The 14,267-nt window shown below is 41.1% G+C and carries 11 protein-coding genes; 5 read left to right on the top strand and 6 right to left on the bottom strand.

Annotation, left to right across the window (positions count from 1 at the left end; all coding sequences use genetic code 11):
- The 5 genes from MKHDV_RS16870 to MKHDV_RS16850 all read left to right on the top strand — a co-directional run.
- On the top strand, positions 1-575 hold a 575-nt coding region (locus tag MKHDV_RS16870), incomplete at its 5' end, for a WbqC family protein (RefSeq protein ID WP_160717389.1).
- Positions 562-1,608: a pseudaminic acid synthase gene (gene pseI / locus MKHDV_RS16865; protein ID WP_254060506.1), complete on the top strand. Its 1,047-nt coding sequence runs from the start codon at positions 562-564 to the stop codon at positions 1,606-1,608. The genes MKHDV_RS16870 and pseI, both read left to right, overlap by 14 nt.
- 14 nt (positions 1,609-1,622) lie before the next feature.
- Positions 1,623-3,014 (top strand): hypothetical protein, encoded by a 1,392-nt coding sequence (locus tag MKHDV_RS16860; protein ID WP_160717385.1) that lies wholly within the window; start codon positions 1,623-1,625, stop codon positions 3,012-3,014.
- Between the two features lie 47 nt (positions 3,015-3,061).
- Positions 3,062-4,297: a lipopolysaccharide biosynthesis protein gene (locus tag MKHDV_RS16855; RefSeq protein WP_216846954.1), complete on the top strand. Its 1,236-nt coding sequence runs from the start codon at positions 3,062-3,064 to the stop codon at positions 4,295-4,297.
- Between the two features lie 90 nt (positions 4,298-4,387).
- Positions 4,388-5,563 (top strand): O-antigen ligase family protein, encoded by a 1,176-nt coding sequence (locus tag MKHDV_RS16850; RefSeq protein WP_160717381.1) that lies wholly within the window; start codon positions 4,388-4,390, stop codon positions 5,561-5,563.
- Between the two features lie 621 nt (positions 5,564-6,184).
- Here MKHDV_RS16850 and MKHDV_RS16845 read toward each other — a convergent pair.
- The 6 genes from MKHDV_RS16845 to MKHDV_RS16820 form a co-directional block, all read right to left on the bottom strand.
- Positions 6,185-7,297, bottom strand: coding sequence for a glycosyltransferase (locus MKHDV_RS16845; RefSeq protein ID WP_160717379.1), 1,113 nt, complete (start codon positions 7,295-7,297; stop codon positions 6,185-6,187).
- A gap of 3 nt (positions 7,298-7,300) precedes the next feature.
- Positions 7,301-8,365: a glycosyltransferase family 1 protein gene (locus MKHDV_RS16840; protein ID WP_160717377.1), complete on the bottom strand. Its 1,065-nt coding sequence runs from the start codon at positions 8,363-8,365 to the stop codon at positions 7,301-7,303.
- Between the two features lie 151 nt (positions 8,366-8,516).
- A complete protein-coding gene (locus MKHDV_RS16835) occupies positions 8,517-9,494 on the bottom strand; it encodes an exopolysaccharide biosynthesis polyprenyl glycosylphosphotransferase (protein ID WP_160717375.1) in 978 nt (325 codons plus the stop codon).
- A gap of 972 nt (positions 9,495-10,466) precedes the next feature.
- Positions 10,467-10,667: a hypothetical protein gene (locus tag MKHDV_RS16830; RefSeq protein ID WP_160717373.1), complete on the bottom strand. Its 201-nt coding sequence runs from the start codon at positions 10,665-10,667 to the stop codon at positions 10,467-10,469.
- A gap of 212 nt (positions 10,668-10,879) precedes the next feature.
- Positions 10,880-12,226, bottom strand: coding sequence for a sigma-54 dependent transcriptional regulator (locus tag MKHDV_RS16825; RefSeq protein WP_254060505.1), 1,347 nt, complete (start codon positions 12,224-12,226; stop codon positions 10,880-10,882).
- A 42-nt stretch (positions 12,227-12,268) separates the two neighbouring features.
- Positions 12,269-14,158, bottom strand: a complete 1,890-nt coding sequence (locus MKHDV_RS16820) for a PocR ligand-binding domain-containing protein (RefSeq protein WP_160717371.1) — start codon at positions 14,156-14,158, stop codon at positions 12,269-12,271.
- Between the last annotated feature and the right edge of the window lie 109 nt (positions 14,159-14,267).

The following is a 14,267-nucleotide window of genomic DNA, read 5'->3' as shown; positions in this document are numbered from 1 at the left end:
CTGATTCCAAATGGTTGACAGTTCCGATCAGCTCTTCAAGCAGGGCGTTAATATGCAATACAAAGATACAGGACAGTCAGTGGATTACCGATCATATTTCGGTAGTGAAAAGGTATTACGCTGATGCGAAGTACTATGACAGTTCTCTTCTGGATATGCTTGAAAAAAGAATTTTAGAGACATTCCTTGAGAGTGATGGGGATTATACAAGGGTCATTCGTAGTCAACTCGAAGTGCTGTGTTCCTACTTAGGGTTTACCCCTCAGCTAGCTCTTGCCACGGATATAGAGAAGCGAGGGGAATGCGCTGATTACGGGCCCGAAAAGATAAGAGATCTTTGCGTGCTAGCCGGAGCTACGGAGTATGTTTCAGGAGGTAACGGGAAAGCGTATGGGATTGAAGAGGCGTTTCAAGATTCAAATATCGCCGTGCGCTATCATCACCCTGAACTCATAGAGTATGCACAGCAAAACTCAGAGTTTGTACCATTTATGGCTTGCCTTGATACGTTTTTTCACCTTGGTCCTGATAGATGTGTAGAGATCGTAACAGGAGATTTTAGTGTCGCAAACTAACTTTTTTAAGAAAATGCTTAAAGAACAACATACTTATATTGTAGCTGAACTCTCGGCTAATCATAATAGCAGCATAGAAAGAGCTGAAGCAATCATCAAAGCAGCAGCTGACGCTGGTGCTGATGCCATTAAGCTGCAAACGTATACTGCAGACAGCTTAACGATTCCGTCGTCGCAGCCGTACTTCAAAATTGAAGGCACATCCTGTTGGGCTGGAAGAACATTTTATGATTTATATGAAGAAGCATATATGCCGTGGGACTGGCACCAGCACCTTAAGACTCTCGCCAATGGGCTGGGAATGGATTGTTTCTCAACTCCATTTGATAATACAGCCGTTGATTATTTAATGGATGTGGGTGTTCCTTGTTTCAAGGTAGCAAGTTTCGAAGTTATTGATATCCCGTTACTTAAAAAAATTGCTTCGACTGAACTGCCTGTAATTATGTCTACAGGTATGGCAACGCTTTCTGAAATTCATGAGGCGGTCAGCACGTTACGGGAAGGCGGTTGTCCGGAAATTGTATTGTTAAAATGCACTTCCGCTTATCCAGCTTTACCGGAAGAGGCTAACCTTTTGACAATTCCAAACTTGGCGCAAACGTTTAATTGTCCTGTCGGGTTGTCTGACCACACGCTGGGCTCTGCGGTAGCTGTGGCTGCGGTGAGTCTTGGCGCTAAAGTAGTGGAAAAGCATGTAACGCTTTCCAGAGCAGATGGTGGGCCGGATTCTAGTTTTTCTATGGAACCGCATGAGTTCAAACAGTTGGTTCAAGACATCAGAGTTGTTGAAAAAGCGTTAGGTCATGTCAACTATGAGCTGACGGAGAAGGAAAAAGAAACTGTAGCTGTAAGACGTTCTCTTTTTGTTGTTAAGGATATGAAAAAAGGGGAGTTGTTTACTTCGCAGAATGTACGCTCGATTCGTCCTGGAAATGGCTTACACCCTCGTTACTTAGAGACTGTAATTGGGCGAAAAGCGAGCACTGATCTTGAAATGGGTACGCCAGTGAGTTGGGACATATTACATTAAAGATGGATGAGCATATGAAAAATATTGCTATAGTTGAAAGCTACTTGACTACGCGAACATGGGTTGAAGCTATAAACAGTTCTTCTTTGTTGGTTCCTTACATTCTCTGCGCCCAGAAGACGGAATTGGACTACTATACAAAGCATGGAATTCCAGCTGAGCGCATCTGTGATATTTCTATGCAGAAGTTTGAGAGCTTACAGCATGAACATGCTGAGCTTTATGAAATAGCTTTGCGTTATGAAAAGCAGTTCTCTGTGAAATTAAATAGAATTATTTCGATGGATCGTATTCTTAAGGAAAAGAGCTACGAACAGGCTCTTTGTTATTTAGGATTTATCGCTCAAAGCGTTGATTTGTTCCTGACAAAGCATGATGTTAGCGTCATTTTTCAAGAATCAACGTGGGCTCAAGAGATTGTGATTGCAGAGGTTGCCAAGGTTTTAAAGATAAAAAACTACTTCCCTCAGACAGTCCGTATTCCTTCATCCCGAAGTTGTTTTTTTGAATATCTGTCACCCGATGATATGTACCAGCGAGAAAATGCCTGTAACATGGAAGAGATTGCATCTGATGCCTTTTCTGCTGTTGTGAATAAAGGGGAAAAGCCCGATTACTTTTATTTAGAAGAACCAGCTAATATTGCAAACAAGCAAAATCTTATTTCACTTTTTCGACAGGTACGCATGATGGTATCCGGGAAAAAGAACTCAATGTGCACCCCAAGTTTGCATCAGTTGATTCTTGATAAAGTAAAAACGGCTATTTTACGAAAAGCTCTGCTTGAAACATCCGTTGTCTTTCCAGCTGAGATGGTAGTGCCTTCTTCGTACATATTAATAACCCTGCATGTTCAACCTGAATCAAGCATAGACGTTTATGGGAACACCTTTGCCAACCAGATAGAATTTATACAGGCAATATCAAAAACCACTCCTGCAAAATATAAGATTTTGGTTAAAGAGCATCTTCCCTCTGTAGGTTGCCGACCTAAAGGGTTTTACAAAGAGTTATCTAAAATTTCTGGCGTGGTGTTAGTGAGTCCTAAAGAGGACAGTCACCAGCTCATAAAGAAAGCCAGCATGGTAATTTCAGTTACAGGCACAAGCTGCTTTGAGGCTGCGTTGCTTGGGGTTCCCGCAGTAACGGCCAGTAAAATGTATTTTAGTGACCTCATGGTGGTGGATCAATTTAATCCATACAAAGATTCTGTAGAGGAGCTGCTTTCGTTGAGCAGTAAGATCGAGAATTCTCCACAAAGCAGGATCAAAAAACTTGAGCGCATTTTGTGTAATAGTTTTGAAGGAAACTTTGCTGATAGCCGTAGTTTTGAGGCTGTGACAGAGCGAGAGAATCTAGAAAAAATACGATTTGCATTTGAAGAGGTCGTTGGCTGTTTTTCTTAATGTGCCTGTAGCCACCAACAGTTGTGATAAGCAAATTGGAGTATTATTTGTTTTTTCAACGCATGACGAATCTTGCCATGAGAGGAGCAACATTAGTTTCTAAATTGCTTCTTACACTTTTTTTGGCAAAATTCTTTTCACTCAGTGACCTTGGGTCATATGGATTAATTTTAGTTACTGTGGCGTACTGTAACGAAATAGTTGGTGGCCAGTTCTATTCATATACAACAAGGCTATTGGTTAAGACGGAAGAGGGCCATAGCTGGATCATTCAACAACAACTCATCTTTCATCTATTGATGTACTTACTTTTGATTCCTGTTGCGTCATATTTGATTTTTTCTGAAATAATTCCCTTTGAGTTATTTGTATTGATTTTTCCCATAATGCTGGCGGAACATATTTCTCAAGAGCAACAACGGTGGCTAATAGCGCTATCAAAACCGCTACAGGCAACATTATTGTTGTTTCTCAGAAGTGGAATCTGGCCGATTGTTTTGATCATTCTATGTCTGATAGTTCCAGAATTTAGAACATTGAAAGTACTCTTTTGCACATGGTTGGCTGGTTCTGCGACCTCATGTTTTCTGGGAGTATTGTTTATACAAAGAGATATTGAAATTAAGCGGATTAAGACCGTTGATTTTCAGTGGATAAAAAAAGGCGTGTTGAGTTCTTTGCCCTTTTTATATTCGACGCTAATTGCACAAGGGGTCTATACCATTGACAGGTATTTGGTTGACCGGATTGGTGGAGCTGAAATTTTGGGTGTTTATACCTTATTTTTCAGTGTCGTCAGCGCGCTTGTCCCTTTCGCAGACGCTTGTATTTTCCATTTCAACTATCCTCAACAAATCAAAAATTGGCAGGAAAAGAAATACACAGCGTTTTTTGGCCTTGCCCAAAAAATGTATTTGCATATTTTCTTGCTCGTTCTCGTTTTCATTCCTGTTTGTTATCTCTTTATATACGGCTACGTAACGTGGTTGAAGAAGGATATTTTCTTAGAAAATATGTATCTGTTACCAACGCTGCTTGCTGCTGTTTCATTACAAGTGTTCGGACTTGTCTCACATTATCAATTGTATTCGGTGGGTGCTGATCGAAGTATCATTATAAATCAGAGTATTGGCGCGTTGGTTTTTGTAGGCACTGTGTTTACGCTAAGCGGCCTCCTGAAGGTTCAAGCAATTCCTTTAGGAATGGTATTTATGAATCTTACAGTGCTATTTCTTAATAGATCGTCTGTGAAACATGGTGTGACGAGCCTCGTTCCTGCCTAGGAGAGTGTCTTTTGAATTGTTACCTACCATATACTGCCGCGATCAATTGTATAGAACGGCCATTTTAAGGCTACAGAGTCCTCCGTAGCCTTGCTGGTTGCAATCGCGTACTTCTGGGCAGGCGCTGACACCATTGCGGTATCATTTCCATTTGGGCAGTTGAAGCTTGCAACAGGAATCTTTTTGTGCCTGTATTTTTTACTTGGCAGACATATCTATTACACAAGGGGAGAGTTACTTTGTGTAATCGGAATAGTTGCTTCGTGTATATTCAGCTCGCTGTATTCGGTAGAACCTTCAAGAAGTATTGCCTACACTTTTCTGCTGCTCTTCAATATTGTTTGTGTGGCGAGCGTGGGGAAGGCTCTTTTTTCATTGAGTCCTGAAGGGTTTAAGGCAGGGCTGGTTCTCTGTGCACGGGCTCAGATTTTAGCAGGTATTTTAATTGCAGCATTAGGCTTGCAAGCAAGGGTCTCTCTTTTCTTTTACGAGCCTTCTTTTTGGGCGATAGCGTTGACGCCATATCTCTATATTACAGCTAAAAAACATATAGCAGTAAGTTGGCCTGACTGGATATTGATTCTCATGGCGGTACAAATAACCATGAGCGCAAATTTGATGTTGCTAGTTTTGGTAACAATAATTGTAAGCAACCTGAGTTCTCTTTCGATCAAGTCGGTAGTACGGATGGGGATTTTTTTGACTATCATGGGGATTGGTCTTGGGCTGTATGCTCAAATAAGCGATGACCTAGTTGCAGTGACTGTTCGAAGAATTTTGGAAAGTGATAATGTCTTCCAACAGTGTGTTGAGCGGGGTGGAAATCGCTATCCAAGAATGCTGGTCGCTCTGGATGTGTTTCAGAATAATGTCATTCATGGCATAGGCCCGGGAGCGTACGCCAGTTTTGATAAAGCTGAAGCAATCAGAAATAGTTATCCAGATTTTTTCCCATACCATAATATTGCACACTCTCCTGCAACAAACGTATTTATTGAGATGGCCGCCGAGGGCGGGATACTTCTTTTGTTATCTTTTCTGTGCTATTTATTCTGCGGCCTCAGGGGCAAAGCGACAGATGCAACATTGCGGAATATCGTAGTAGTTATGTTGATTGGATTGCTTCTTGAATCTAGTATGCAACGAAGTTATTTTTGGTTGTTGCTTGGAGCCGCTTCTTTTACGTACAGTGGTGACCAACCCAAAACCGAATCTTGGCGGGTGCGGCGGAGAAGGGCTATTCGCAAGAAATTACTTGAAGTTTGAGGAAAATCCACCTGACAAATAATTATTCCTAAAAGTATAATTTTTGATCATCAGATGAAGCCATGAATGAAAAATTGCGGTCGCTTTTAACAACTATATTTTCATGCTGTTAGCAGAAGGCGTCTTTGTGGCGGGATCGTAGCGGCATCCACGATTGAAATTTTGATTTGGCAAGGCGTCTGGTGTCGTAGAGAAGTTTGAAATGAGAAGTGGCTAGCCAGCCGTGGGTTGTGCTCTGCAATAGAGCTTTCCTGACTACGCTGGATTTCAGCAATAAAATTGAATCATATGATGAATGGTACGAAGAAAGAGCTCTACATTTGTAGAGCTCTTTCTATGGAGATAGTGGAGGCTGTTACCCACTTGAAGATCTGGCCGTTCCCGTTATTAACTCAGACCTAGTGCGAAGCCCCACTTGTTATTGATTATATTTTGATTCATATATTATTTGAATACTTTCTTTAATAAGTGATGAGGGAATTAAGTTCAATTATTACCTGCGTTTTAGTCACAATCACAATCGTATGGGGTTGCTTTGAGTTGTTCGGTTAGGTTGTAACAAAGAACAACTCAAAACTGTTTTTTCTAGATTCAATATCAGTTAAGAAATTGCAGTAACATTTACAGTAGCTGACTGTAGAGTGTTAACGTGCGGTTCACCATAACAGATGAAGAAAAGTTATTCGTAAAGTGTTGTTGAATAGTCTTTTGAGGAATTGGATTGTCACAAAGCTCTACTATTGCATCACGTAACGCTGTAACGTTTTTAGGTGAAACGACTCTTCCTGATATACCATCTTTATTAACCCATCCTACTCCCGAACCGGGAATGGAAGTCGACACCACTGGCTTTCCTAAGCTCATAGCTTCAAGTTGAACCACGCCAAATGCTTCAGAGCGTTCAATGGATGGAAGGCAGAAAACATCGCAAGCTGAGTAGTAATCGCCTAATTCTTCTGTCGATATCTTTCCTAAAAATTGAACTTTTTCTGTAAGACCATACTGCTCAACCTGTTGATACAGTTCAGAGGATAAATTCCCAGTGCCGCCAAGTAGTATGATGTAGTCTTCAGGCAGCTCTTTGGCAGCCGAGATTAAGTATTTAAAGCCCTTATAGTATACATGCCGTCCTAAGGAAAAAACAATTTTCTTATTCTGATATCTTGATCTGATGGCTTCAACACCGTCACTTGTTGTTTCAAGTTTGTCCGGGTCGATACCGATTGGGATTATCGAAATTTTATGCAGGAACTGCTGTAAATCTGAAGAAGATTTTGCGTAGACCTCACTCGTAGCAATAATTCTGTTTGCACGCTTCAATAGCCAGTTTTGAAGGGGCTGATACAGAACTTTTAGTTTTTTCTGTTTAACAATATCACTATGCCAATGAACCACAACATGAGCGCGTGTAGGAAAGAAAAGTAGTGCGATGTTTGCTAATGGATTAGGACAATGGACGTGAATAACATCGTATTTTTTTCTGCTTTTTATCCAGTTTAGAATATAACTGAGAGAAAAATACACACTCGCAAATTTAAAAAAAGAAGCGCAGCGCGTGACATGCACGCCGCGAACATCATCAAAAGAATCTTTTTTTCCTACCTCGTTAACGCATAATACATCGCTAACATGTCCTGCCGCTTTAATTCCTAATGCAAGTTCATAAGATACACTTTCAATGCCACCAAAAAACGGAGGGAAGAGTTTTCCTAGCTGTAGTATTTTTTTGCTCATGTTCTATCCCTCATGCGTAAGGTTCTGATGGCCAGTAGAAGAAGACTGCTTAAAAATAGTTAATAACTTTTCTAAGTTTGCTTTCCATGTGTATTTGTTAAGAATTTCATCGTAATGGTTTGAAGAGTCGAAGGACTTTAGATTCTTCCAAAAAGAATTGAGATGGTGCGGATTAAAATACGTTACGCTGTCTCCGGCAATTTCTTGAAATGGAGGAATGGACGAGCATGCAATTGGTAATTGGTAGGACATAGCTTCGAGCAAAGGTAAACCAAACCCTTCATAAAAAGACGGATATACAAATAAGCTCGCGTGTTGATACAGTTGATCTAATTCAGCATCAGAAATTTTACCTGTAAAAATAATACGGCTGTCATCAATCATTATATCCCGTTCTTTCGTGCGGAACCCTTGATGATCGCCCACGATTACCAGTCGGTGTGTGGTACACCATTTACTTTGCAAGAATGTTCTAGCTAAGTTCATGATGTTCTTATGAGGCTTAATATTTCCAACGGTGAGTATATAAGGAGAGTCTACGGGATATGTTGATTTTGTATGGTTGGGTTGCTCTTTAACAGACAAGCCATTCGAGACGACAGACACTTTATCGTCGAAGAGGCTACAGAACCACTTGCTGATTTCTGAGCGCGTAAAATTTGAAATGGTGACAACTTGCCTGCTTACAACAAGCTGAAGGAGCATTATCGCCCAATACGCTATCGCAACTCGTGTACCAAAAACTTTACGTTCGGATACAGGGCAGAGGTCATGAACTGTTGTTACGACAGGAACTGAAGAGAAAACGGGGGGGATAGAAAGAAAAGGACAAAAATAAATATCGGAATCTTTAATATGCTTGCGCAAATAGAATAAGTTTTTCCAAGAATATCTACCGAATTCAATTGTTTTTACGTGTAAATTCTTAAAGCCGAACTTTGAAGCATCATTTTTACTAAGTAAAACCACAACGGAATAGGATTTATCATTAAGCAACGTTAATAGTTCGTTAGTGTAAACACCGATTCCAGAATGATTAATCATACGTCCGTCAACAACTATATTCATTTGTAAAGCTTCCCTTATTAGTGTTGCCCTATAATATGTCTACTGATGATGTATAATGGTATAAAGTTGTATAGACTCTTTCTAATTCTTTACAAAATTTTTAGATATTGCAGTAATAATGCATTTGATATTTGCTATAGTAGAGAGAAGGCTATCGTCCCATCCTGAATAAGACAGTCTTGACGGTCCATAGAAGAATTTTAATGTCTAAGAGCATGTTGTGGTGCTTAATGTAATACGTATCGTATTTATGCTTCCACATCGCATCTTCAACTGAAGCGCCGTATGCATATTTTACTTGTGCCAAGCCTGATATTCCGGGCTTGATGGTGTGGCGGAAGCGGTAGTACGGGATTACTTTTTCTAATTCATGGATAAAAACTTCTCGTTCTGGGCGTGGACCAATGAGAGACATCTCGCCTTTGATGACATTGATGAGCTGAGGTAGTTCATCAATGCGCGTTTTTCGTATAAAATTTCCCACCTTGGTAACTCTGCTGTCATTTTGAGAAGCCCACTGTGCCCCATATTTTTCAGCATCAATGCTCATTGATCTGAACTTGATCACATCAAATTCTTTGTCATGTTGTCCTGTTCGGCGTTGTCTAAAAAGAACAGGGCCTTCTGATTCGTATTTGATTGCCAATGCGGTGAGCAGGCAGATTGGTAATGTGAAGATTAGTAGTAGTAAGGCGAAAGTTACATCAAATATACGTTTGATGAAGGCGTGCCGTTTGCGAGATAAAATGGGAAATGCTTTTTGATGAAGAAAGTACTGCTCGTGTAATAACTCTATTTCAGTATATCCCAAGTATCTGTCTAAAAAGCATGTAAGCGGTTCGACCCAAGCCCCAGTTTTAGTGGCGTCAATTAACTGATTTTGCTGCACTGCTGGCAAGTTCCAGCTCTTAAAGTGGCAAAGAATAGAATCAGAGTCGAAAGAAGCAGAATACTCGTTAATTCTATGCAAAATATTATTTTGCAAAAGAGTACTATGTATCCGTTCTTTATCTTTAACAGGACAAAAAACAAAAATAGTCTGGTCGTTTTTTTGTACGCCAGTATGCTTACAATCTGCTGGTAACTGGCAAGCTTCTTTAGTAGGTGCACTGATTCGAGCAGTTATCATAAATTTCTCCGTTAGGCGGATAGCTGTGTAATGTATTGCCGCCAATTTGTTAAAATTTATTTTTTTAAGTGTCTGAAAAAATGGAATAAATTTTTGTTTTAAGCACTTTGTAAGTGCGGATGTTCTTATGGGGTTTCAAGTTCAGGATTAAATATAATCCTGTGTGAAATATTCAGAGGAAGCATCCTGTTCTGTGCTGCGATTTTTTGGTTCTTCGCAATTCGCAGCAACATCAGCTAACCTGAATAATTGCATTTTTAACCACCTTAGACCGCGTTTGTTTGATCTGATTTGTTAATGAGAATGAACATGTCCGAAAGGGACGTAGTTCAAGTGGTAAAAACTCTTATTTTTTCACCCTGTAAAATAAAGATATGTAAACAAGATAATAGAATAAAAAAGTTGAGCTGTACATGATAAAAAATACTTATGCTCAGAAGTTGTAAATGAATCAGTGATGAGTATTTATGAAAAGAAAAAACAACTCTAAAAGAGAAAGTATAATTGAAATAATATAAAAAATGATACGATTAGAGTTGGATAAAGAGATCATAAGAGTAAAGTGCAGTGTCTGTGGTGAATTTTTGATAGTTTTGCATTGATTCGAGCACGAGATAATCTCAAATTCTCAATGTGTTGTCGGATGGATGACGAAGAATCTCACGATATGTAATTTCATCTAATTTTGTGTTGTAGGTATGCGCGACGTGACTCCACTGGGAATGGTGAAGTCTTTGAAAGAATATGGGCGAATTGTGATTAGATGCGTAAAGACGCAGCTTCGGAGTTTGAAGATAGCGAGGATGTGTATTTTCTGAATTGGATCAGTGAGGATAGAAAAGGTGGTTAGCCAGCAAAGATGGCAAGGATGGCAGAAATGGTAGGGACGAGCATGGTATGTGGAAGATATTGGGCAATAAAAAAGCAACGAGAAAATTCCCGTTGCTTTTATTAATGATCTAACAATGTTTGCTAAAGAGATTCACAGTCGTGAGCAATTCTGAACTCACATTCGGCCTCAGGCTCTGGTGTTCCTGCTGCATCAGCAGAGATAAGGTTTTGCTCCGGATTGCTCATGATGACGTTAAAACACGCTTCGCAGATGACTTTTGTAGGGTATTGTTCACCGTCTTTTTCAGCGCACATCTCTGGAGAAACTTGAACGTATTTCATATATGTCTCCCTTACTAAATTTTCTTTGACTATAGATCTAATACGATATGCGATCAATAAAAATGTATTTTTGCTGTCTACATATGTAACAAAAATATGTCATTGGCTGCTTGGGACAGCGTTAAGAAACATGCTGTTATGAAAAATCTTTTTAAATACAGAAAATTACATCTTTAACACATGTGTGCTTAGTCTAACTCTCTGTAATCTTATTACTCTCGCAGATACTTGCTTATTGCCTGACGTGTCACTCCTATAAGCTGCGCAGCGCCGGATTGGTTGTTGTTTGCGCGTATGAGGGCTTCGTTGATGAGAGCTGCACGAATTTCTTTTAATGAAGGAAGGGTGGAGCCAAATGTAACTGGAGCTTCAGGCTGTTGTGCTTTTGCAGATTCAGGTTGGTAATCGTAGGAGTGGGTGAGAAGTCTTTGCACGTGCGTAGTGCTCAACAAACCGTCAACACAGGTGCCTGAACAATCTAGTATGAGGTTTTTCAGCTCTCGTATGTTTCCCGGGAACGTGTATTGCGATAGGTAATCTGCGAGTTCCGTTGGGTTTGATGTAACCATTTTTCCTAAATTGATTTCTGCTTCATGCACAAAATGTGAGATGAGTTGAGGAAGGTCTTCCTTGCGATCCCGAAGGGGCGGTATGTGCAGTAAATGCCCTCGCAGTCTGTAGAATAAGTCTCGCCTAAACTGGCTGCTTTCTTGTAATTCGTTGAGGTTTTGGTGGGTAGCAGCGACAATACGTGCAGAGGAACGCTTTGCCATATCTGACCCAAGTGGCAGATATTCATGTTCCTGAAGAAGGCGTAGGAGTTTTGTCTGTGAAGCGAGGCTCAAGTCTCCAATTTCATCAAGAAACAGTGTGCCGTTCTTTGCTTTTTCTACAAGCCCCATTCGGGGTTTTGTTGCTCCTGTATAGGCTCCTTTAGTGTGCCCGAACAGTGTGTCTGCAACTATATTATCATCAAGACCAGCAATGTTGAGAGCAACAAATTCTCCAGTACGTCCACTGGAGTTGTGCACAGCTCTCGCTACCAGCTCTTTGCCGACACCACTTTCTCCTGTAATGAGTACAGGGCGGGATGTTTCAGCAATTGCCTCAATATATTGGAAGATGGAATGCATTTCTTTATTTTGCGTAACGATATTTTCAAAATACTCTGGGTGGTCCAGCTCTTTTTTGAAAAAACGTTCTCGAAGTGAAGAGTTTTCCTGTCGTAGCTCAAACATTTCGATGGCGTGACGAACTGCGGCGATGAGAGTGTCGCGTTCTTCAGTCTTAACTATAAAATCAAAAGCACCAAGGCGCATGCAGTTAACAGCACTTTTTACCTGATTAAGTCCGGAGATTACAAGGATTGGAATATTAGGATGCTGGGTGACTATTTGTGGAATAAGCTCTTCGCCTGACAGCTTGGGCATCATAAGGTCAATCGCAACCGCACAGAATCTTTGTGATGCCAAAATGGAAAGCAGCTTGCTACTGTCGTTTTCTGTTACAACATTACCTATCCCTTTAGAGCGTAGAGTTGTTTTGAAGCTGGCGAGCATGAATCTTCATCGTCTACAAGCAAAATAGGGTGTCTTGGATAGTTATCGGACATCTTTTTCTCCATGGTCAGCAATTGGTAGATGGAGTTGTGCAATGGTGCCCCCGTCGGGGTGAGGCATGAATTGTAGGGTTCCGGAATGTTCCTGCACAATGGCTGAAGAAACGGATAAGCCGAGACCTGTACCTCCGGAATCTCGCTTTGTCGTGAAAAACGGATCGGTAATTTTCGATAATAAATGTTCAGGAATACCGCTTCCTGTGTCGACTACGACAATTTCAACTGTTCGTAAGTCTTCAAGATATTGCGATGTGACGGTGACGTTGTCGTCTTTGTCGATAAGAGCCTCGCAGGCGTTAACGAGTAGATTGATGAAGACTTGTGAAAGGCGCTGTCTGTTGCCCTGTACTGGTGGAAGGTTCGTAGCGAGGTTGGTGGTAAAGCTGTTAGTGTGCATTGAAATTAGTTTTTCCAGAAGAGGAAGAGAGCTGCGGATCATGTCGTTTATATCGACGTCCCACATTAATTGGCTTGGCTCAACACGTGAGTAATCTTTCAGGTTGTTAACGATTCCCTTGATCCGTGATGCGCCGTCTTGCATACGGGAAACTAGGTTCGGTAGCTCTTCCCGTAACGAAGAATATTCTAATCCTCCTGCCAGAAAGTCCCCGTTCTCTTTGTAATAGTCGTCCAGGATAGGCGTAATGCTTTGCCAAACGTCATTAATGAGCGGCAAGTTCATTGTCATAAAGCTGTTGGGATTGTTGATTTCGTGTGCAACGCCCGAAACTAAAACCCCCAGCGAGACCATTTTATCTGCCTGAATAAGTTGCTGCTCTTTTTCCTTTGCCTCTTGCTCAGACTGAATGCGCTGAGTGATGTCGCGAACAGCACAAACACGAACGTTTCTGCCTTGAAACGTAATGTTTCGCTCTTGCACTTCACAGATTATCGACAGCGTATTTTTGCATTGAAATTCCCCCTGAAACCATAAATTCCCACCTTGCTCAGAATATTCACGAATTGCTTCTCTAAATTCAGGTGCAGCAAGAGAATTGATTGTCCTGCCTATGAGTTCTTCCCGTGTGAAACCAAACAGGGTGATTGCGGCTTTGTTCGCTTCCAGTATCTTTCCTTTGTGGTGGATAAAGATTGCCTCAAAAGTGGAATCGGAAAGTTGTCTGAAGCGTTCTTCACTTTCTCGCAATGCATGTTCCGCTTGTTGACGTCTGGCAATGGCTTGCGCTTGTCGGTAATTTTGTTGTGCAAGCGTGGAAAGCTGATTCGCAATGAGGCACAGTGCATTACATACCTTGTAGAATTGTTCTTTAGGCATGATTGGTACGTTGTCATATGCTGTTCGATATGCCTCTTCATCTGCTCCAATCGCCTTAGCGTACGCAATAATCTTTTGATCTGGTTCTGAAGATGTTCGACGCTGCCCAATAATCCAGTTTGCAATGTGGCGTTTGCCTACATAAATGCTTGTTCCGCCGTCCAGAAGTCCGCTGCTTAAGCATGGTCGCATGATAGGTTCTAGGGGATTAAGCGTCCCGAATGCTGCGTCTGAGCGCATACAGTTTTTTAGTCCCAACTTAGTCTTGCGAATAACATCATTACACAGGCTGCAGAAACCACTCGGTTTAGTGATTGGTCTTCCTTCAGGGTCTGTAATGATTGAAGCCACATTGGTTGCTTCTGCAAAGGAATCTTGAATTTTCTGGATCGCAGTAAGATCAAAAATATTTTCGAATTTGAAATGAATTTCTTCGGGAAGAGGAGTGTTTGATTCGGGCGGAAAGTCGCAGGATTGCCCGAGGTTTTTCCACAGGGTTTCTTCTGCTTCAAGCAACGTAATGCGTTCTTGGAGTGACGCTATTTCTCCATGTAACGACAATAGAACATCATTATTGCGTGCGGTATTTGCAGGCATACATTCTCCAGATGCTAAAGCGTGTAAACCATGTGTCAACCAAACAAACACAGCAGGTTAACGTAGATGGTTAGCGAATATCTACGTGAATACAAACAGATAGCGCGAA

The organism is Halodesulfovibrio sp. MK-HDV, from assembly GCF_009914765.1.
Classification (GTDB): domain Bacteria; phylum Desulfobacterota; class Desulfovibrionia; order Desulfovibrionales; family Desulfovibrionaceae; genus Halodesulfovibrio.
The sequence above is the reverse complement of the archived record's forward strand: the minus strand, read 5'-3'. Positions and strand labels throughout refer to the sequence as shown.